The sequence below is a fragment of the Brucella sp. 22210 genome (genome assembly GCF_052045675.1).
In the GTDB taxonomy this organism is placed as follows: Bacteria; Pseudomonadota; Alphaproteobacteria; order Rhizobiales; family Rhizobiaceae; genus Brucella.
On sequence record NZ_JBQEPD010000005.1, the window covers coordinates 176,874 to 195,733 of the forward strand.

Genomic DNA, 18,860 nt, shown 5'->3' on the forward strand with positions numbered 1-18,860 from the left:
GCGTTTGCGACGCATACGGCGCTGGCTACTTCTACATCCCAGGCACCGAAACCTGCCTGCGCATCCATGGTTACGTCCGTTACGACGTAAAGGGCGGCGATGACGTCTACACCGGTTACGACCGTAAGGGCTGGGATAAGGGCGCTCGTTTCGCTCTCCGCACCTCGACCGCTTCGGAAACCGAATACGGCACGCTGAAGACCTACACCGAAACCCGCTTCAACTACGGCGCAGCTAACTCGCGTCATGACGGCGAGTACGGCTTGACCGGTTCTGACGTTGCTCTGCAGTTCGCCTATATCGAACTCGGCGGCCTGAAGGTCGGTATCGATGAGTCGGAATTCCAGACCTTCACCGGTTACCTCGGCGATGTCATCAACGATGACGTGGTCGCAGTTGGCGGCTACCGCACCGGCAAGATTTCCTACACCTTCACTGGCGGCAACGGCTTCTCGGCTGTAGTTGCTCTTGAACAGGGTGACGACGGCTTCACCATCGACGGCTACATGCCGCACGTTGTTGGCGGCCTGAAGTATGCTGGCGGCTGGGGTTCGATCGCTGGTGTCGTAGCTTACGACTCGGTTATCGAAGAATGGGCTGCCAAGGTTCGCGGCGACATCAACATCACCGACCGCTTCTCGGTTTGGTTGCAGGGTGGCTACGCTTCGGAAGGCTCTCCGGACCAGATGTACGGCATGTGGGGCGGCGATTGGGCTGTCTGGGGTGGCGCGAAGTTCAAGGCAACCGACAAGGCTGTCATCAACATTCAGGGCGCACACGACGACTGGGGCAAGACCGCAGTTACGGCTAACGTCGCTTACGAACTCGTTCCTGGCTTCACCATCACGCCGGAAGTTTCGTACACCCGCTTCGGTGGCGAATGGCGCGACTACGCAGGCGACAAGGATGCCCTCGGCGGCATGGTTCGCTTCCAGCGTTCGTTCTAATCAGACCAACGTCTGAATCAAAGACGCCAGCGGGAAACCGCTGGCGTCTGCAATCATAGAATCAGTGTTCACAGAGCTGTGAAGTCACCCGCGCCAAAATGGGGATTTTGAACGGGCGGCGACAAGGGGAGTTATCGAGAAACTGGAAATTGGGGACAAACGGGGGGCCTGAAACAAGGATCGCACCATGTCTCTGCATAAAGTTAGCCTACTTATCTTGTGCTTCTTTAATTATTCCATTAGTTGTGCAACCCGCAGAATGCCGGGGGGCACAAAATGATAACTATTGGGGAAACGGTAGTTGGTACTGGTGACAAATATGCGCCGATCATCGACTACAATCTGAACTACGCATCCGACAGAAGCCAAAACCATAGGCTCGTAGAGAAATTCTCTATCGCTGAGCTGACGGGAAAATACATAAACATTCTGTGGGATGACGGCTCGCACAAATATAATGTTAGGTCGTTTCTCGGCGAGATCGACGAAATTCTGAAGGGCGAACGCTTTTCAGGTTTCGATCAGGAAATGCTTGATTCCCTTATTGGCACGCTTCGTGAGCGCGGCAACAGCAATGCAACCATCAACAGAAAGATGGCTGCGCTGAGCAAGCTGCTGCGAAAGGCGCATAAAATGGGGGACATCTACAGTCTGCCGGAGTTTGTCCGACAGAAAGAACGGGTGGGACGCATCCGCTTTCTCGAATATGAGGAAGAAAAGCGTCTGTTCGCGGCGATCAAATCGCGCTGCGAAGACAGCTTCCGGCTTGCAGTGTTCCTTGTCGATTCAGGCTGCCGTCTTGGCGAGGCCATTGGACTGACGTGGAATGATTTGCAGGACCATCGCGTCACCTTCTGGCTCACCAAATCCAATAGAAGCCGAACAGTCCCCCTCACCCGCCGTGCGGGAAAGGCGACGAAGATTCCGCACGAGCGGCTCAAAGGGCCATTTGCGATGCTCAATCAAGTCCGGTTTCGTCAGATCTGGAATGACGCCAAGATGGAAGTCGGTCTGGGCACCGACGATCAGGTCGTACCGCATATTCTGCGTCACACCTGCGCTTCCCGCCTTGTTCGCGGCGGCATTGATATTCGCCGTGTCCAGATGTGGCTTGGCCACCAGACACTGCAAATGACCATGCGATATGCGCATCTGGCTACCCATGATCTCGATTCTTGCGTGAAAGTGCTGGAAATCCACTAGAGGGTTTCCAGCTGTAGTTCAGCGCGCTCACACGCGAAAACAATTCGCTGTGCTGTGCAGCCTGCTTGTAAGGGTCAGAGAAGACGAGATTCAGCGCTTTAATCGCAATTGTGCCTGACGAATCAGCACACCGAGCCTTGTCGATTGCCCTTAAACAGGCACCACTGTCTCAGGTTGACAGCGGCATTTCCTTGCTTGCTTCCAGCGCCACGCTGCAAGCGAACTTCAAGCCCATAGCACCCGGTATTTCCGTTGCCGCATCGCAGGCTGGAAAGGTTGACGCATGTGCCGTCATGGAATGGCTCCCCTCCAATCATTCAAGATTCTGAGTTTCCTGCCGCTTCCACACAGTCGCTCGCGCATATTGATCGCTTGACACGGGAGAGCGGCGGACACAGCAAGTGCGGTCTGTCGCGCCTGCACTGGTCAAACTATCAAACGTGCTCGGACAAAACGCCGGACTTATCTAGCCAATTCTGATTACGGTTTCGAATCAAGGACATAGAGACTTGATCGGAACGTCTTCAACCGCAATGAAACAGACGAACTCGACCACGGCCGATGCTCAGCGCCACCAATATACAACGCATTAGCTAGTTAGCATGTAGATAAACGATTGAGGTCGGTGAAACGCCTTCGCCCGAACAGTCCACTGGCACAATCCCGACCTTTCGCTTCGCTATAGCCAGCAAACAAACTGCCGCACATTCCACAGACGCTTTTCTCACCATTCTGGTGGAACCGACGGACATGACTTGCTATGCCTTTCAATCGGGAGGACGAACGGCCACGTGGTAACAGCTGCGGACCATCTCGCCTGACCAAGCCGCCTTCATTGCCTGACTGAAAGCTGACTGGATATCGCCATGGGATCACCCCGCCTCACGCCTCTTGTGGAAAAGCTGCCTTCAACCGTGCCGTTTATCGGTCCAGAAACGCTGGAATTGCAGCGTGGCAAGCCTTTCAAAGCCCGCATCGGTGCGAATGAGAGCAGCTTCGGCCCGGCGCCATCGGTGATTGAGGCGATGCAACGCGAAACCGCAGAGGTCTGGAAATATGGCGATCCCGAAAACTACGAACTGCGCCACGCTATTGCAGCCCATCATGGTGTGAAAGCGGAAAACATCATGCCCGGCGCGGGCGTTGATGCTCTGCTTGGGCTGGTCGTTCGGCAGTATGTTCGCGAAGGCGACAAGGTTATCAACTCGCTTGGCGGTTATCCGACTTTCAATTACCACGTCGCAGGTTACGGCGGCGCATTGGTCACCGTCCCTTATCGAAACGATAAATCCGATCTCGACGGCCTGCTCGCCGCTGCAAAGCGCGAAAACGCCGCCATCGTTTATGTCGCGAACCCCGACAATCCGATGGGTACCTGGCATGAAGGAGCTGATATCCAGTCCTTCATCGAGGGCATTCCTGAAACGACGATGCTCATTCTGGACGAAGCCTATTGCGAGACCGGGCCTGATTCGGCGTTCCCGTCTTTTGAAACAGATCGCCCGAATATCCTTCGCATGCGTACATTCTCAAAAGCCTATGGGCTGGCTGGCATTCGCTGCGGTTATGTTGTCGGCTGCGCTGAAGCGATCCGCTCCTTCGACAAGATTCGTGACCATTTTGCCGTGAACCGCGTTGCACAAGCGGCGGCTATCGCAGCGCTTAAAGATCAGGCCTATCTCAAGAATGTTGTCGCGAAAATCCATGCAGGTCGCGACCGTATCGCTGCTATTGCGGCAGCCAACGGTTTGAGCGCTATTCCTTCTGCAACCAATTTCGTGGCTATTGATTGCGGCCGCGACGCGGCATTTGCCACCGCCATAATGAATGGACTGATCGCGCGCGATGTTTTCGTACGCAAGCCGGGCGCTCCGGTTCTCGACCGCTGCATTCGCGTGAGTGTGGGGATCGAAGAACAGCTGGATGTTTTCGAAGCCGCCCTGCCCGGCGCATTGGAAGACGCCCGCCAGTCGATCAAAAGCACCGAAACTGTTTGAATAGTGAGCCATCATGCCCAGCTTATCGAATGGCAGACCCCATAACGTTCTTTTCAGCACGCTTGGCGGATTGTGCGGCGCGCTGGCAATCGCAGCCTATGCCGGGGCGGCCCATGGCGGCGAAAACCATCTCGGCAGCATAGCACCTTTGCTGCTGGGCCATGCACCAGCCTTGCTTGTGCTGGCTCTGTTTGCCCCCGCCAGCCGTGCAGCCGCAATCGGCGGTGCGCTTGTGGTCGTCGGCCTGGCGCTCTTCTGCGGCGATCTTTTCATGCGCGACATCACGGGTAACCGGCTCTTTCCGCTCGCCGCACCAACCGGTGGAAGCCTGATGATCCTCGGCTGGTTGAGTGTCGCTTTGACCGGATGGTTTTCGAAGCAAAAATAAAGGGGCCTCACGGCCCCTCTTTTTCTCAGCGATATCGAGTCGATATCGATCAGGAATTGCCCTTGAGGCGTGCATTGCAAAGGCTGTAATAACCGCCGCCCTTCTGCACCCACTTCAGGCCGCCAAGTGCATTGGCATCCTTCAATGCATGATACTGCTCGAGGCAGGTGTGCATGCGTGCCTTGCCAGCCGATTCGCTCGAATATTTCGCAGAAACGGCGGTTGGGAACTTCATGCCTTTCGGAGCAGCAGCAGTCGGTGCTGCAGGTTCCGAATTGCCATCGGTGCTCAACGCAACAGGATCGGCACCGGCACCGCATTCAGCCTTGCGGAAATCATTCCACTTCACGCCATTATCCGTGCCTGCATCCTTTGCGGCCTGATATTTGGTGCTGCACTGCTTCATCGTCAGGCCCTTGGCGCTGTCATCAGCCGCAGGAGCTGCCGTCTTTGCAGTTTTGGCGGCTGGCGCTGCCGCGGCAGGCGCCGCCGGAGCAGCAGCTGGTGCAGCGGCGGCATCGTCACCGCACTGGGCTTTGCGGAAGTCGTTCCACTTCAGATTGCCGAGCGTTCCAGCGTCTTTGGCGGCCTGATACTTGGTGCTACATTCCTTCATCGTCAACGCACTTGCGGGCGAAGAGAAGGTGAAAGCCGCTGCACCCATGATAATGGCGGTGCCTGCCAAAGCTGTGATGGTTCGAATGGACATTGCGTCACTCCCTATCGAATACGGCCCTTGGATCGTAAGGCACCGGATTGATGCTTCACGACCAATCTCATTTGCATATGCCGGAAATTTCATCTTTCTCCGCATATGCCGGAATTAAGAAGAAATCAGGCTCAACCTGTTGCTCCCGTTCATTCCTTTTCCGCGCCAACATTGCTCCTGGCGAAATTGACTGTCAATCGTTTGCTTAATATTACAGGTGCGGGCAATACAAATTTTCTAACGGTCATTTTCGGCCCGTTATGGCTGCCCCCTTCATAGTAACGACATAGTAACGTCATCAAATTGACCGTTTTGTATTTAAGCGGAAACTGCATTAAGGACGATGTGGGATGATACAGCGGATCATGATCATCGGCGGCGCCGGTTCGGGAAAATCGACACTGGCGCGGGAGTTGGGCCAGCTGCTGGACCTGCCCGTCATCCACATCGACACCATCTACTGGCAAGCGGGATGGGTCATGCGTCCGCTTGATGAAATCGCCCGCCTGACCAACGAGGCGGCGGATGGTGATCGCTGGGTCTTCGAAGGCAATCACAGCCATACCATGCCCCATCGTGCGTCACGCGCCGACATGCTCATTTTCCTCGACATTTCGACCGGACGACGTCTTCTGCGGGTAGTCCGACGCATCCTGAAATATCATGGCCGCACGCGACCGGATATGGGCGATGGCTGCCCGGAGCGTTTCGACTGGGATTTCATCAAATGGGTGGTCGATTATCGCAAAAATGGGCGGATTCGTGCACTCAAATTCATGGAACAGGCCCCAAACCATCTCATAAAGCACCATTTATGTAGTCCACGGGAAGTAGACCTATTTCTCGACGGCATTCGTGACGAAATAAATCAAAAGCATACCGCCCTAAAATTGTAGGGAGCCGATAAAGGCAGGCTTAAAATAGCAATATTGCAAATGGTGCCAAGGCGCTTTCACGCTGCTATATTGTTGAGGTCTCCCAAGACTTGACGCTCGTGTGCGATCATCGAAGCAACGACACCTCCGCACAGCGCAAAGATCAGTTGAAATGAGCGCCGGCTTCCAATCCGGTTTTTGACTTTTTTGAGCCGGAATTCCGGCTATCGCTGTTGGAGTCTAAACGTGGCAGATCTCGCAGATAGCCCCGCTCCGCTTGTTGACACGCCCAGTGTTGCAAGCCTCGACCGCCATCGCTTGTACGAAGACGCCATGGCCATGCTGATTGGTACGTCTTTCATCGCGCTTGGCATCAATCTCTATAGCCACGCAACTTTGATGACCGGCAGCACAGCCGGCATCGCCCTTCTTATTCAATATGCGACGGGAACAAGTTTCGGGCTGCTTTATTTCCTGATCAACCTGCCCTTCTATTATTTCGCCGTGCGGCGCATGGGATGGCCATTCACGATCCGCACTTTCGTAGCGGTTGGCATGTTGTCAGGTTTCGCATGGCTGATCCCGCAGAGCGTCGACTTCAGTGCTGTCAATCCGCTGTTTGCCGCGCTGATGGGCGGCACCTTGATGGGAATGGGTGTGCTGTCCCTTTTCCGGCACCGCTCCGGCGTCGGCGGCGTCAATATTCTGGCGCTCTATCTTCAGGACGCATACGGAATTCGGGCGGGCTGGTTCCAGCTCGGCCTTGATCTGGTGATCATGCTGGCGTCGCTCTTCTTCATACCCTGGCAGAATATGATGCTGTCAGTGCTCGGCGCCGTGGCGATGAACCTCATCGTGGCAATCAATCACAAGCCAGGCCGCTATCTCGGCATGAGCTAACGCACAAAAGCCGCCTTCGAAGGCGGCTTTTTGTTTCGGTCATGCGTTTCGCAGTTTCAGTGCGTGGTCATCCATTCGCGCGCATCGCGAAGGGCTGCGGCCAGTTCAGTCTTGCTCATGGTGGCGGCAACCTGATTGCGCATCCGGGCGGCCTTTTCGTTACCGCGAATGGCGGCGATGTTGAGCCACTTATGGGCTGCGATCACATCGATCTCGCAATCGCGACCAATCGCATATTTCATGCCCATTTCCAGAAGAATGCGGTCCTGCGATGCGATCTTTTGCTGCTGCGTAAAGCTCTGAAACTGTGCCATTTTTCTTTGTCCCTGTTAAATCCCGAGAACCGTCCGGTCTTTATCTCGTGGCGGTTGTTATCGCCTTGAAACTGCCGTCTCTGTCGTTCCGTTCATGATGTAGAGAATAGACCTCAGGGCTGAAATGCGCGTTAAACCAGATGCTTAACGTCTGACCAACAAAATCCCAACAAGGTGTAAACTTGGGATTTTGTTAAACATCCAAGCCTCGCGGATTGCTGGATTTTTCCGAAAAATCGATCCAAATCCGCTCGATGCATGGAAACCGGATGATAACCATAGGACAATCGGGGTCGGCAGAAATGGTGCATTGCGGCGTTTACAAACGGCATGGAATCCCCTCGCCCAGCGCGCTCATGAATGCAAAAATTCCGCTTCCGCTCTCGCGAAATCTCGTTTACGTTTACGTTTGCGTAAATCATGGCGAACTGGGGAGAACACTGTCGTCATGATGAGTGGCGCGTTCTGAGGTCCGGTGATCAAACGGCAACCTCGGTTACGGCGACCACGGCAAATGAATGAAGCGGCTTGCGCCACCGCCCGATGGAGGGACTGGCGCGCATCGGGAGGAATGAATGATCCGCACTCTTATTCTTGGAATGACACTTGCAGCCAGCTTCGCCGCGCCAGCTCTTGCTGACGAAGCAATCGTGGGCAGCTGGAAGCGCCCGAACGGCACGATCATCAGCTATGCATCCTGCGGCGGCAACAAGTTCTGCGGCACCGTCATGACCGGCGAATATAAGGGCAAGTCCATCGGCACCATGTCCGGCACGGATGGCAGCTACAAGGGCGAAGTGAACAAGCTTGACGAAGGCAAGACCTATACGGGCAAAGCTTCCGTCAAGGGTAACACGCTGTCTCTGTCGGGCTGCGTGCTTGGCGGCCTGATCTGCAAGAGCGAAAGCCTGACGCGCCAATAATCGTCGACAACAGTTTCCAAACGAAAAGGGCGGCCTGAACAGCCGCCCTTTTCTTTTATTTCTTGCCTAGCGCGCCTTCTGGCCGAAGAGAATTTTCTGCGCTTCCTTGTCGTTGGCCAAATTGGATTTTTCCCGCTCTTCCTTCCCGACGACCAGACCGCGCGCGACGGCCGGGCGCGCATTCATGGTGTCGTGCCAGCGCTTCAGATTCGGGAATTCGTCGAGATTCTGCTCATAGTTCTTGAAAGCATTCACCCAGCCGATGCTGGCCATGTCGGCGATAGAATATTCGCCCGCGATGTAATCCTTGCCTTCGAGCTGACGATTGAGCACGCCATAGAGACGATTGACCTCGTTGGTATAGCGATCGATGCCATACTGCACCTTTTCCGGCGCATAGAGCCGGAAGTGCCCCGCCTGACCCGACATCGGGCCCAGTCCGCCCATCTGCCACATCAGCCATTCGTCAACAGCCACGCGCTTGCGCTCGTCTGTCGGGTAGAACTTGCCGAATTTGCGTCCGAGATATTGGAGAATGGCGCCGGATTCGAAAACCGAGATCGGCTCGCCGCCCGGACCTTCGGGGTCGATGATCGCCGGCATGCGATTGTTCGGGGCAATCTTCAGGAAGTCCGGTTGGAACTGGTCGCCCTTGCCGATATTGACATATTTGACCTCATAGGGAACGCCAAGTTCCTCCAGCATGATGCTGATTTTGACGCCATTCGGCGTTGGCCAATAATACAGCTCGATGGGCTTTGTCTGTTCAACCATGGGCTTTCTCCAACTCGTTCGAGAGTGTGCGGCGGATTTGGGCGGGTTCCTTCCCGCATTCCAATGATGGGAAACATAAGACCCATTTCGACAGGCACAAGGCCAATGCGGCGCATTTAACGGAACATCAATATTTTTGAACCGCGCATGAACGGCAGCCTCAGATGTGGTTCAGGCGCGCTCGCTAAACTGGGCAACAACAAGGACGGATTTCAACCTTTTGGGGGCTTTCATGTTGCTGAGAAGCTTGACGATTGTATGGCTACTGATCGCCGGACTGGCGATTGTCGCTGGTGTATTCGCCGACAGGAAACACGACACCTATCGTGACCAGACGGTGTTTGGTCCGCTGGCTTCCGCCCAGGTCAAGCCGGGGCCACGGCCATGATCGCCAACATCCGCTCGACTGCGGGAATCGCCCTGCGGGTATTCCTCTTCACTGCAATTTTTACCGGCCCGGCCGCCACCTTCGCCTATACGCAAATCGGCCAGCACAGCAAGATGAGCGGCATTGGCCTTGTGCTTTATGTCAGCCTGCAACGAACCGCATAACTGCGTCATTCCATCGTCGTGAACTCTGCTATACTGAGCCATGACACAGCGAATCGAACAGCCATTTCTCAACGAAATCAAAACACCAGCGCCGATCGAGCCAGAGGTGTTTACCGACGCGAGTGCGGCGGTTGCCGCCCTGCAAAAGCTTTATGATCGCAACACAGCCTTCCTGCGCGATGCTTTCGAAAAAGTGGCGCGCGGCGAAATCCCGGCACAGCGATACCGCGCCTTCTATCCCGAAATTTGCCTCTCCACGTCGAGTTTCGCGCATGTGGATTCGCGGCTGGCCTATGGCCATGTTTCAACGCCGGGCGACTATTCCGCGACCATTACCCGCCCCGATCTGTTCGATCATTATCTGAATGAACAGATCCGCCTGCTGATGCGCAATCACGGCGTGACGGTTACGGTACGCGAGTCGTCCACGCCGATCCCGATCCATTTCGCCTTCATGGAAGGCACCTATGTGGAGGCCTCCGTCGCCAGCGCATTCCAGCATCCGCTGCGCGATCTTTTCGATGTGCCTGATCTGGCTGCGACCGACGACAAGATCGTCAATGCCGATTTTGAACCAGCACCCGGCGAGCCGATGCCGCTTGCGCCTTTCACGGCACAGCGCATCGACTATTCGCTGCACCGGCTGGCGCATTATACGGCGACGAGCCCGGCGCATTTTCAGAACTTCGTGCTCTTCACCAACTATCAGTTCTACATGGACGAGTTCTGCGCCTATGCCCGCGATCTGATGGCGCAAGGCGGCGGCGGTCACGAACAATTCGTGGAACCGGGCAATCTGATTACCCGTGCAGGCGAAACCGCGCCAAGCGAAGGCACCCCTTTGGCGCGCCTGCCGCAGATGCCTGCCTATCATTTGCAGCGCTCCGACCATTCCGGCATCACCATGGTCAATATCGGCGTCGGGCCTTCCAACGCCAAGACGATCACCGACCATATTGCCGTGCTGCGTCCGCATGCTTGGCTGATGCTCGGCCATTGTGCAGGTCTGCGCAACAGCCAGCAGCTTGGCGACTATGTGCTGGCCCACGCCTATATGCGTGAGGATCACGTGCTGGACGACGACCTGCCGGTCTGGGTTCCCCTGCCTGCGCTGGCGGAAATTCAGGTTGCGCTGGAAGAAGCGGTTGAAGAAATCACCGGCCTCGAAGGCTACGACCTCAAGCGCATCATGCGCACCGGCACCGTTGCCACCATCGACAATCGCAACTGGGAACTGCGCGACCAGCGTGGCCCTGTGCAGCGGCTTTCGCAGGCACGTGCGGTTGCGCTCGACATGGAATCAGCCACCATCGCCGCCAACGGCTTCCGCTTCCGCGTGCCCTACGGCACCCTGCTTTGCGTCTCGGACAAGCCGCTGCACGGCGAACTGAAGCTGCCGGGCATGGCCACCGAGTTCTACAAGCGGCAGGTGGCGCAGCATTTGCGGATCGGCATTCGCGCGGTCGAAAAAATCGCCGCCATGCCGGATGAAAGACTGCATTCGCGCAAGCTCCGAAGCTTCTACGAAACGGCGTTCCAGTGAGGTTAGGGGAGTAGGGGAATAGGGCAGTAAGGGAATATGTTGGAGCCCTGTTTCAGGCAGAAGCGCCACAAGACCTTCTTGCAAAACATACTCCCCTATTCCCTTATTCCCCTACTCCCTTCCCTCCGCTTTCCATCATCGCGCCGTATTCAATCGCTAGAGGGCATCTCATGTCGAAAAGCCGTGAGAATATCCCCTTCCTGTTGCTGCTTGCCGCCGTGGCGGTGTCCGTCCCGCTTGTGCTGGGATTTCTCGGCGCGGTTCATCCCGCGCTTGATACATTTTCGCATTTTCGCGCGCATCTTGCCGTCCTGATGATCGTGCTGTCCCTGCCGCTGCTCTTCACCAAGATGCGACGCGAAGGCGCAATGCTGCTGCTGTTCGCCATCATGGCGCTCAGCACCACGCTCGGCATGGCGCGTGATTTTCTCAGCGGTTCTGCAGGCGCAACGACTGCCGAAACTACGGGGCCGCGCTACAGCCTTGTTCAGATCAATCTGCGCGAGGACAATCCGGAGCCAAAGCGCATCTTGCAGATGATCGCCCGCGAAAAGCCGGATATCATCGCCTATCAGGAAGCCAGCGAGCAGTGGACCAAATGGCTCGATATTCTTCAGGCCACCTATCCCTATCGTCTCAGCTGCCGTGAAGATTCGCGAACCTGGGGTGTCGGCATTCTGTCTCGCCGTCCCTTCGTTGAAGGCGGTCAGCCTGTATGCATCGGTGACGGATTGCTCGCCATCGCGCCCGTTGATCTCGGCGGCACGCATATCAATGTGGCCTCGCTGCATTTTTCTTGGCCATGGCCGCGCTGGCAGCCCTATCAGCTTGGCTATATCGAACCGGGCCTGAAGCAATTGGCGGGGCCAACGATCATCGCAGGTGATCTGAACGCCGTGCCGTGGAGCAATGCCGTTCGCCGGGTCGAAGTCGCATCGAAGACCACACATATGACCGGCATTGGCGGAACATGGTTCCCGTCCTTCCTGCCGGTGTCACTGGCGCCTTATCTCGGCCTGCCTATCGATCAGATTTTCACCAGCGCGGACATTGTTTCGCCCAAGGTTTCAGCCCGCGAAGACGCCGGGTCGGATCATCTGCCCGTAAGGCTGGACTTCTCCGTTCCAGCCCCGGTGCGCCCGGACGAAGACGAGCCGGAAACGCAATCCGTTATGCTTCAATAGAACGCCTCAGCGTTCGGACCTTGACTAAGGTGCGGAATCCCAGTGGATGCTGCTGCTGAATTTCACGTGCGACGGCAGCATCATCCACAGCAAGGAGCTTTCCGCATGCAAATGTATCAGGTCGATGCATTCACCGATCGAGTTTTCGCAGGAAACCCGGCTGCTGTCCTCATCCTTGAAGACTGGCTGCCGGATGCGCAAATGCTGGCGATTGCGCAGGAGAACAACCTCGCCGAGACCGCCTTTGTCAAAGCCCGCCCCGATGGCGCATGGGATTTGCGCTGGTTCGCCCCGGCGCTTGAGGTTGATTTCTGTGGTCACGCCACCCTCGCAACAGCGCATGTGCTGTTCACCACAGGAAAGGCGGACACATTGCTCGTCTTCCACACGCGGGTTGGTGAACTGAGCGTATCGCGAGAGACGAACGGATACAGTCTCGATATTCCCCGTCTGTCGCCAGAACCTATTGATGCGCTGCCACACGAAATTGCAGATATTTTCGTTGAACCGCCGGTTCACATCTTTCGCAACTTCGAGAATTTCTTTGCCGATCTTGGCAGCGCCGATGCCGTGCGCAAATTCGTTCCAGACCTGGCGGCCATCGCCCTTCTCGGCTCCGTCGGTCTTGTCGTGACAGGCCAGGAAGTGGACGGCGCAAAGGCACACTTTATGTCGCGCTATTTTGTTCCGGGGGCGGGAATTCCGGAAGATCCGGTGACAGGTTCCATCCATGCCACGCTTGTGCCCTACTGGGCTTCGCGATTGCAGCGCGACAAGCTGACCGCCTATCAGGCGTCGGCGCGCGGAGGATGGCTCGACTGCGAATTGGTCGGGGACCGCGTTATTCTGCGCGGCAACGCCGTGACATTCATGGAAGCCACGATTTTCCTGCCGGATGCTACCTAGCAGTTGCTCGACTGCTAGGTAGTGTGTCTGGCAGAAACAGACGCCTCATGTGAACCTTTACATGTTCACATAGACCGGTCCTTCGCCGCCTTGTGGCGGCACCCAGTTGATGTTCTGGTTCGGGTCCTTGATGTCGCACGTCTTGCAATGCACGCAGTTCTGCGCGTTGATGACGAAACGGACATCCTTGGCGCTTGGATCAGCAGCCGAGTTGCCGTCCTTGTCCACCCATTCATAGACGCCTGCCGGGCAATAGCGCGTCGACGGGCCAGCGAAAACATCGTGTTCCGACGACGTCTGCAACTGCATGTCGCGGACCTGCAGGTGGATCGGTTCGTTTTCATCATGATTGGTGTTCGACAGGAACACCGACGACAGGCGATCAAACGTCAGAACACCATCCGGCTTCGGATAGTCGATCTTCTTGTGCTTTGCCGCCGGTTCGAGCGACTGCGCGTCGTTCTTGCCCTGCTTGAGCGTTCCGAAGAAGGAGAAGCCGAACAGCTGGTTGGTCCACATATCGAGACCGCCCAGAGCGACACCTATAACCGTGCCAAACTTCGACCACAGCGGCTTGACGTTGCGAACCTTCTTCAGGTCTTTGCCGATCAGGCTTGAACGCCAGCTGTTCTCGATCTCGACCGGCTCGTCATTGGCGCGACCAGCTGCAATGGCTTCCGCCAGCTTGTCGGCGGCGAGAATGCCGGACAGAACCGCATTGTGGCTGCCCTTGATGCGCGGCACGTTTACGAAACCTGCCGAGCAACCGATCAGCGCGCCGCCCGGGAAGGACAGTTTCGGCACCGACTGGAAGCCGCCTTCGGTAATGGCGCGTGCGCCATAGGACAGACGCTTGCCGCCTTCAAAGACATCCTTGATGGCCGGATGCGTCTTGAAACGCTGGAATTCTTCAAACGGCGACAGATACGGGTTCTTATAGTTGAGGTGCAGCACGAAGCCGACCGCAACCATATTGTCTTCGAGGTGATAGAGGAACGAACCGCCGCCGGTCTTCATGTCGAGCGGCCAGCCAAAGGAGTGCTGGACCAGACCCGGCTTGTGCTTGGACGGATCGACCTGCCACAATTCCTTGAGGCCGATGCCGAATTTGCCCGGCTCGCGGCCTTCATCCAGCTTGAACTTCGAGATCAACTGCTTGGCCAGCGAACCGCGTGCGCCTTCGCCGATCAGCGTATATTTGCCGAGCAGCGCCATGCCGCGCGTATAATTCGGCCCATGAGTGCCGTCGCGCTCAACGCCCATGTCGCCGGTGGCCACACCGATGACAGCGCCTTCGTCATTGTACAGAACTTCGGTCGCAGCAAAGCCCGGATAGATTTCGACGCCCAGCTCTTCGGCCTTCGTGCCAAGCCAGCGGCAGACATTGCCGAGCGACACGATATAGTTGCCGTGATTGTTCATCAAAGGCGGCATGGCGAAGTTCGGCAAACGCACTGAACCTGCGGGACCCAGCAACAGGAAATGATCGTCCGTCACCGGCGTCTTGAAAGGATGCCCTTCATCGTCGCGCCAGTTCGGCAGAAGCTGGTCGATACCCACCGGATCGACAACGGCGCCAGACAGGATATGCGCACCGACTTCCCCGCCCTTTTCAAGGACCACGACTGAAAGCTCTGGATTGACCTGCTTCAGGCGGATCGCCGCAGCAAGACCCGCGGGGCCCGCGCCGACGATCACAACGTCAAATTCCATGCTCTCGCGTTCGGGAAGCTCCTGGTTCGCATGTTCTGGGGCTTCGGACATTCATCCCTCCGTTCGGTATGACATCATCGTTTCACTACGATAGTGCGGATGATGCATCCAATTGTTTTTACGCATAATCCCATTGCGAATACCCATCAACCGGCTGTTTGGCCAGCGCTGGGCAGCATGCAATAGGATTTGCCTGTTCCCGTCATTCGCCTTTATCCTCTTACAGAGTTAGCAACTGTCGCAAATGCGTCGAATTGTCCAAAATCGGCGTCTGAGTGCGTTTAATGATATTTACTTTGACGTAAACGTCAATTTCAATTGTTTGAAAATGGCCTGTAGGGATTTTTTGTCGCGACTTGTCGGGATTGGCATGATTTCTCGCGCCCAGCGTAAGCTTCCGGTGGTTAGTCCGTAGTTTGATCGCGAAAAGCGCGACGCGCTCTTGCATTCACCGCCAAAATTCGCCACCTCATCTGTTGAGGTACAAAGATGACTGATGGCCGAGAGACACTGGATATGGAAGGCTTGCTTCGCTTCTATGCGGAAGCGGGCGTTGACATGCCGCTCTCGGACACGCCTATCGACCGCTTTGCCGAACCGCAGCGCGCACCTGCCGCACCGCGACAGGACACGCAGGCAGCCGAGCGCCCTCGCCCACAGCAGCAGCCCAATCAGCCAAGCCGTGCGCAAAACTGGCAACAACCCTCAGCCGCCGCAACCCCCTCGCCTGAAAGCAGACCTGTCCAGGCAGCAGCCGACGTGCCCGATACGGCCCAGATCGCTCTGGCCCGTGAGGCCGCAGCACAAGCTGCGACACTGGATGAACTGCGCGAGAAGCTTGCGGCCTTTGACGGCTGCAATCTGAAACTCACCGCGAAGAACCTGTGCTTTGCCGATGGTGACCCCTCATCCGATATCATGTTCATCGGCGAAGCGCCGGGACGGGATGAGGATATGGAAGGCCTGCCTTTTGTCGGCAAATCCGGCCAGCTCCTGAACCGGATGATCGAATCCATCGGCCTCAAGCGCGAAAGCGTTTATATTGCCAATACGATCCCCTGGCGCCCGCCGGGCAATCGCACCCCCACGCCGCTGGAAACCGAGCTTTGCCGCCCGTTCATCGAGCGGCAGATCGAGCTTGCCGCGCCGAAAATACTGGTCGCGCTCGGCGGGCCAGCCGGCAAGGCGCTGACGGGTGCAACCGAGGGCATATTGCGGCTTCGGGGCAATTGGAAAATTCATCGCACGCCGTCCGGAATGGAAATTCCGGTTTTGCCGACATTGCATCCCGCCTATCTTCTGCGCACACCCGCACAGAAGCGTTTTGCCTGGCGTGACTTTCTGTCCGTAAAGTTGAAATTAGACGAAATACGCAATTGATATTCCGGCCTTTCGGTGGCATCGGCTCGTTCATCAGAACAATGCTTGTCACCAACATGCCGCAAACTTGTTCTATTTCGCCGCTTGCCAAAGCGCCAGACGGCGACAAGTAGTTTTAGATTCCGAATTCATCTCATTGGAGTACCTCATGGCTGGCCAGCTCCTGCCCATCGCCGCCCTGCTTGCAAGCACGTTCCTGATGCTGCTCGCCGGTGGCCTCGCGGGTATTCTCCTGCCGTTGCGCGGCGGAATGGAGGGCTGGTCCACCACAACCATCGGCTGGATGGGCACGAGCTATTCGCTGGCATTCACCATCGGCTGTATCGTGGTGCCACATCTGGTGCGGCGCGTCGGACATGTGCGCGTGTTTTCCGCTCTGCTGACCTTGTTGTCGATGGCGCTGTTGTTTCATGCGCTCGTGGTCAGCCCGGTGGCCTGGATGATCTTTCGCGGCGTCGCGGGCTTTTCGCTTGCGGGCGCTTACATGATCATCGAAAGCTGGCTAAACGAGCGCGTGACCAATGAATCGCGCGGGCGCATTTTCTCGATCTATATGATCATCACCATGCTCGGCCTGATGTGCGGACAGTATATTCTGCCCTTCGGCGATGCGATGACCCAGACGCTGTTCATCATCTGCGCGATCATCTATGCCAGCGCCCTGCTGCCGACTGCCCTGTCCAGCGCCCAGTCACCAAACCCGCTGACGCAGGTTTCGCTTGACCTTAAGGGGCTTTACCGCCGCTCGCCAGCCGCAGCCGTTGGCTCGCTTATCGCCGGTATCGTCGCCGGTACATGGAACTTTCTTGCTGCTATCTACGGCGAAATGAATGGGCTTTCGACCTTCGGTATCGCGACCATGCTCGCCTCCGCAATGATCGGTGGCGCCATCTTCCAGTATCCGCTCGGCCGCGCATCCGACTTCGTAGACCGGCGCTATGTCATGGTGCTGGCCGGTATCATCGGCTTCGCCTTGTCGCTGGTCATGGTGCTGTTTCACCCGACCACACCCTATGCGATTTACGCAATGATGTTCCTGTTCGGCTCGGTGATCTATCCGATCTATAGCCTCAACGTCGCCCACGCCAATGACTATGCCGATGCCAGCGAATTCGTCAAAATCTCCGGCGGATTGTTGATCATCTATGGTGCTGGCAGCGTTGTGGGCCCGGCGCTGTCGGGTCCGCTGATGGATGCCATCGGCCCTTCCGGATTCTTCGTGACCATGGCCATCGCCTTTGGCGTTTACGGCCTGCACGCCTTCTGGCGCATTCGCAGGCTGCAACGTCCGGCAATCAGCGAGCAGAAGACCGAATACAAGTTCCACACGCCGGACGGCCAGTCCACACCGGAAACCATGCAGCTTGATCCGCGCTCCGAAGGACCGCAGGAAACGGCAAGCTGACGCCCTTTACTGGCCTTGCGGCGCGTTGATCTTGTGCGGTTCAACCGCGAGCCTGTGTTCGCGGTAGATGATAAAGCCGCCAGCCGCCATGACAATGACGCTGCCGACGAGCATTTCCAGCGTCGGCACATCGCCGAACAGCAGAAAGCCGATCAACAGGCCAAGCAGCATCGACGTATACTCAAATGGCGCAATGGTAGACATCGGCGCGTGACGGTAGCATTCGGTCAGCAGAATCTGGGCGATGCCGCCAGCAAATCCGGCACCGACGAGCAGCGCCAATTGTGTCCAGCTGGGCACAACCCAGCCAAAAGGCAGGCTGACCAGTGCAATGACGCTGGCCGATAGCGAGAAATAGATCACGATGGTCGCCGTGCGCTCGGTTTGCACGAGCCGCCGGACCAGAAGCATGGCGATAGCGGCCATGAAAGCGGCTCCAAGCGCCGACAAGGCTCTAATGGCCTCGTCCTGTCCGACATTGCCTCCGGAAAACAGCGTCAGGCGCGGCCAGATAATGATCAGCACGCCGAAAAGCCCGACCAGCACTGCGCTCCAGCGATAGAACCGGACGACTTCATGCAGAATGACCGCACCGAGAATCACCGTCATCAGCGGAGAGGCATAATTAATGGCGATTGCTTCCGGCAGCGGCAGTTTCATCAGCGCAAAGAAGCTCATTGTCATGGCGCAGACGCCAACCAGCCCACGCCAAAAATGGCTGAAGCCATGCTGTGTCCGAAACGCGCCCGAGAGTTGCCCACGCCATTGCAAATAGAGCAGAACAGCGATGACTGCGAAAAAAGATCGGAAGAAAATAAGCTGGCCTAGCGGCACACCATCGGCAGCTTTGAGCATGGTGGACATGCCGACAAAGACGGCAACGGAAGCAATCTTGAGACCGATACCAAGCATCGGATTTGAATCTAGCCCTGCCGCCTCAACAGCTGCGCTCGCACGAGCGTTCACGATGCAATTCCCCACATATACCGCGTAAAACTTGCGGCCAAGTAGTATGACCACATTGTTTTCTTATGCCTGTTTGCCATGAACTGCCAGCCATAGCGTTGTGTTCGGCAAATTTATTTGCCCGGCGCTCGTTTCTTGTCGTTTGGGCAAAAGCCGGGTACGAATCCAGCACAAGACTTCA

20 protein-coding genes are annotated in these 18,860 nt (G+C 56.7%); 14 read left to right on the forward strand and 6 right to left on the reverse strand.

Features of this window, described 5'->3' with window-relative positions:
* Nucleotides 1-947 (forward strand): porin (locus ACTJKP_RS09425; RefSeq protein ID WP_440630439.1); only part of this gene is annotated, 947 nt, incomplete at its 5' end.
* Nucleotides 948-1,223: 276 nt separating this feature from the next.
* On the forward strand, nucleotides 1,224-2,150 hold the full coding sequence (locus ACTJKP_RS09430; RefSeq protein WP_113534000.1) for a tyrosine-type recombinase/integrase: 927 nt from the start codon (nucleotides 1,224-1,226) through the stop codon (nucleotides 2,148-2,150).
* Nucleotides 2,151-2,319: 169 nt separating this feature from the next.
* On the opposite strand, the gene ACTJKP_RS09435 is transcribed toward ACTJKP_RS09430, so the two are convergent.
* A complete protein-coding gene (locus ACTJKP_RS09435; protein ID WP_440630440.1) occupies nucleotides 2,320-2,445 on the reverse strand; it encodes a hypothetical protein in 126 nt (41 codons plus the stop codon).
* A gap of 571 nt (nucleotides 2,446-3,016) precedes the next feature.
* Between ACTJKP_RS09435 and ACTJKP_RS09440 the strand changes: the two genes are divergently transcribed.
* Both ACTJKP_RS09440 and ACTJKP_RS09445 read left to right on the forward strand, forming a co-directional pair.
* Nucleotides 3,017-4,147, forward strand: coding sequence for a pyridoxal phosphate-dependent aminotransferase (locus ACTJKP_RS09440; protein ID WP_440630441.1), 1,131 nt, complete (start codon nucleotides 3,017-3,019; stop codon nucleotides 4,145-4,147).
* A 13-nt stretch (nucleotides 4,148-4,160) separates the two neighbouring features.
* Nucleotides 4,161-4,535, forward strand: a complete 375-nt coding sequence (locus ACTJKP_RS09445) for a DUF423 domain-containing protein (protein ID WP_440630442.1) — start codon at nucleotides 4,161-4,163, stop codon at nucleotides 4,533-4,535.
* Nucleotides 4,536-4,584: 49 nt separating this feature from the next.
* Here ACTJKP_RS09445 and ACTJKP_RS09450 read toward each other — a convergent pair whose 3' ends face one another.
* The gene (locus ACTJKP_RS09450; RefSeq protein WP_113534003.1) at nucleotides 4,585-5,244 is read right to left on the reverse strand and encodes an antifreeze protein; all 660 of its coding nucleotides are present in this window, start codon (nucleotides 5,242-5,244) and stop codon (nucleotides 4,585-4,587) included.
* Between the two features lie 350 nt (nucleotides 5,245-5,594).
* Between ACTJKP_RS09450 and ACTJKP_RS09455 the strand changes: the two genes are divergently transcribed.
* Both ACTJKP_RS09455 and ACTJKP_RS09460 read left to right on the forward strand, forming a co-directional pair.
* Nucleotides 5,595-6,140 (forward strand): DNA topology modulation protein FlaR, encoded by a 546-nt coding sequence (locus ACTJKP_RS09455; RefSeq protein ID WP_440630443.1) that lies wholly within the window; start codon nucleotides 5,595-5,597, stop codon nucleotides 6,138-6,140.
* 225 nt (nucleotides 6,141-6,365) lie between these two features.
* Nucleotides 6,366-7,019, forward strand: coding sequence for a YitT family protein (locus ACTJKP_RS09460; protein ID WP_440630444.1), 654 nt, complete (start codon nucleotides 6,366-6,368; stop codon nucleotides 7,017-7,019).
* 56 nt (nucleotides 7,020-7,075) lie between these two features.
* On the opposite strand, the gene ACTJKP_RS09465 is transcribed toward ACTJKP_RS09460, so the two are convergent.
* Nucleotides 7,076-7,333, reverse strand: coding sequence for a hypothetical protein (locus ACTJKP_RS09465; RefSeq protein WP_078340148.1), 258 nt, complete (start codon nucleotides 7,331-7,333; stop codon nucleotides 7,076-7,078).
* Nucleotides 7,334-7,908: 575 nt separating this feature from the next.
* Here ACTJKP_RS09465 and ACTJKP_RS09470 point away from each other — a divergent pair.
* Nucleotides 7,909-8,256, forward strand: a complete 348-nt coding sequence (locus tag ACTJKP_RS09470; RefSeq protein WP_182520100.1) for a DUF2147 domain-containing protein — start codon at nucleotides 7,909-7,911, stop codon at nucleotides 8,254-8,256.
* A gap of 66 nt (nucleotides 8,257-8,322) precedes the next feature.
* Here ACTJKP_RS09470 and ACTJKP_RS09475 read toward each other — a convergent pair whose 3' ends face one another.
* Nucleotides 8,323-9,030, reverse strand: a complete 708-nt coding sequence (locus tag ACTJKP_RS09475) for a glutathione binding-like protein (RefSeq protein ID WP_078340149.1) — start codon at nucleotides 9,028-9,030, stop codon at nucleotides 8,323-8,325.
* A 232-nt stretch (nucleotides 9,031-9,262) separates the two neighbouring features.
* Between ACTJKP_RS09475 and ACTJKP_RS09480 the strand changes: the two genes are divergently transcribed.
* The 5 genes from ACTJKP_RS09480 to ACTJKP_RS09500 all read left to right on the forward strand — a co-directional run bounded on the left by ACTJKP_RS09480 (nucleotide 9,263) and on the right by ACTJKP_RS09500 (nucleotide 13,215).
* A complete protein-coding gene (locus ACTJKP_RS09480) occupies nucleotides 9,263-9,418 on the forward strand; it encodes a hypothetical protein (protein ID WP_440630445.1) in 156 nt (51 codons plus the stop codon).
* On the forward strand, nucleotides 9,415-9,582 hold the full coding sequence (locus ACTJKP_RS09485; RefSeq protein ID WP_171058772.1) for a hypothetical protein: 168 nt from the start codon (nucleotides 9,415-9,417) through the stop codon (nucleotides 9,580-9,582). The genes ACTJKP_RS09480 and ACTJKP_RS09485 overlap by 4 nt, the downstream gene beginning before the upstream one ends.
* 40 nt (nucleotides 9,583-9,622) lie before the next feature.
* Nucleotides 9,623-11,125 carry an AMP nucleosidase gene (locus ACTJKP_RS09490; protein ID WP_440630446.1) on the forward strand — a complete coding sequence of 501 codons (1,503 nt, stop codon included), beginning with the start codon at nucleotides 9,623-9,625 and terminating at the stop codon, nucleotides 11,123-11,125.
* Nucleotides 11,126-11,295: 170 nt separating this feature from the next.
* Nucleotides 11,296-12,309, forward strand: a complete 1,014-nt coding sequence (locus ACTJKP_RS09495) for an endonuclease/exonuclease/phosphatase family protein (RefSeq protein ID WP_440630447.1) — start codon at nucleotides 11,296-11,298, stop codon at nucleotides 12,307-12,309.
* A gap of 105 nt (nucleotides 12,310-12,414) precedes the next feature.
* Nucleotides 12,415-13,215, forward strand: a complete 801-nt coding sequence (locus ACTJKP_RS09500; RefSeq protein WP_440630448.1) for a PhzF family phenazine biosynthesis protein — start codon at nucleotides 12,415-12,417, stop codon at nucleotides 13,213-13,215.
* Nucleotides 13,216-13,272: 57 nt separating this feature from the next.
* On the opposite strand, the gene ACTJKP_RS09505 is transcribed toward ACTJKP_RS09500, so the two are convergent.
* The gene (locus tag ACTJKP_RS09505; protein ID WP_440630449.1) at nucleotides 13,273-14,979 is read right to left on the reverse strand and encodes an electron transfer flavoprotein-ubiquinone oxidoreductase; all 1,707 of its coding nucleotides are present in this window, start codon (nucleotides 14,977-14,979) and stop codon (nucleotides 13,273-13,275) included.
* A 438-nt stretch (nucleotides 14,980-15,417) separates the two neighbouring features.
* Between ACTJKP_RS09505 and ACTJKP_RS09510 the strand changes: the two genes are divergently transcribed.
* Nucleotides 15,418-16,308 carry a uracil-DNA glycosylase gene (locus ACTJKP_RS09510; RefSeq protein ID WP_440630450.1) on the forward strand — a complete coding sequence of 297 codons (891 nt, stop codon included), beginning with the start codon at nucleotides 15,418-15,420 and terminating at the stop codon, nucleotides 16,306-16,308.
* A 148-nt stretch (nucleotides 16,309-16,456) separates the two neighbouring features.
* Nucleotides 16,457-17,713 (forward strand): MFS transporter, encoded by a 1,257-nt coding sequence (locus tag ACTJKP_RS09515; protein WP_440630451.1) that lies wholly within the window; start codon nucleotides 16,457-16,459, stop codon nucleotides 17,711-17,713.
* A 6-nt stretch (nucleotides 17,714-17,719) separates the two neighbouring features.
* On the opposite strand, the gene ACTJKP_RS09520 is transcribed toward ACTJKP_RS09515, so the two are convergent.
* A complete protein-coding gene (locus ACTJKP_RS09520; RefSeq protein WP_440630498.1) occupies nucleotides 17,720-18,625 on the reverse strand; it encodes a DMT family transporter in 906 nt (301 codons plus the stop codon).
* Nucleotides 18,626-18,860 lie beyond the last annotated feature (235 nt).

What these genes read in the sequence shown, in the direction of transcription:
- ACTJKP_RS09455 (WP_440630443.1), top strand. Translation starts at nt 5,595, where the DNA reads ATGATACAGCGGATCATGATCATCGGCGGCGCCGGTTCGGGAAAATCG.
- ACTJKP_RS09430 (WP_113534000.1), top strand. Translation starts at nt 1,224, where the DNA reads ATGATAACTATTGGGGAAACGGTAGTTGGTACTGGTGACAAATATGCG.
- ACTJKP_RS09520 (WP_440630498.1), bottom strand. Translation starts at nt 18,625, where the DNA reads ATGCTTGGTATCGGTCTCAAGATTGCTTCCGTTGCCGTCTTTGTCGGC.
- ACTJKP_RS09495 (WP_440630447.1), top strand. Translation starts at nt 11,296, where the DNA reads ATGTCGAAAAGCCGTGAGAATATCCCCTTCCTGTTGCTGCTTGCCGCC.
- ACTJKP_RS09475 (WP_078340149.1), bottom strand. Translation starts at nt 9,030, where the DNA reads ATGGTTGAACAGACAAAGCCCATCGAGCTGTATTATTGGCCAACGCCG.
- ACTJKP_RS09490 (WP_440630446.1), top strand. Translation starts at nt 9,623, where the DNA reads ATGACACAGCGAATCGAACAGCCATTTCTCAACGAAATCAAAACACCA.
- ACTJKP_RS09435 (WP_440630440.1), bottom strand. Translation starts at nt 2,445, where the DNA reads ATGACGGCACATGCGTCAACCTTTCCAGCCTGCGATGCGGCAACGGAA.
- ACTJKP_RS09445 (WP_440630442.1), top strand. Translation starts at nt 4,161, where the DNA reads ATGCCCAGCTTATCGAATGGCAGACCCCATAACGTTCTTTTCAGCACG.
- ACTJKP_RS09510 (WP_440630450.1), top strand. Translation starts at nt 15,418, where the DNA reads ATGACTGATGGCCGAGAGACACTGGATATGGAAGGCTTGCTTCGCTTC.
- ACTJKP_RS09515 (WP_440630451.1), top strand. Translation starts at nt 16,457, where the DNA reads ATGGCTGGCCAGCTCCTGCCCATCGCCGCCCTGCTTGCAAGCACGTTC.
- ACTJKP_RS09440 (WP_440630441.1), top strand. Translation starts at nt 3,017, where the DNA reads ATGGGATCACCCCGCCTCACGCCTCTTGTGGAAAAGCTGCCTTCAACC.
- ACTJKP_RS09470 (WP_182520100.1), top strand. Translation starts at nt 7,909, where the DNA reads ATGATCCGCACTCTTATTCTTGGAATGACACTTGCAGCCAGCTTCGCC.
- ACTJKP_RS09500 (WP_440630448.1), top strand. Translation starts at nt 12,415, where the DNA reads ATGCAAATGTATCAGGTCGATGCATTCACCGATCGAGTTTTCGCAGGA.
- ACTJKP_RS09485 (WP_171058772.1), top strand. Translation starts at nt 9,415, where the DNA reads ATGATCGCCAACATCCGCTCGACTGCGGGAATCGCCCTGCGGGTATTC.
- ACTJKP_RS09465 (WP_078340148.1), bottom strand. Translation starts at nt 7,333, where the DNA reads ATGGCACAGTTTCAGAGCTTTACGCAGCAGCAAAAGATCGCATCGCAG.
- ACTJKP_RS09480 (WP_440630445.1), top strand. Translation starts at nt 9,263, where the DNA reads ATGTTGCTGAGAAGCTTGACGATTGTATGGCTACTGATCGCCGGACTG.
- ACTJKP_RS09505 (WP_440630449.1), bottom strand. Translation starts at nt 14,979, where the DNA reads ATGTCCGAAGCCCCAGAACATGCGAACCAGGAGCTTCCCGAACGCGAG.
- ACTJKP_RS09450 (WP_113534003.1), bottom strand. Translation starts at nt 5,244, where the DNA reads ATGTCCATTCGAACCATCACAGCTTTGGCAGGCACCGCCATTATCATG.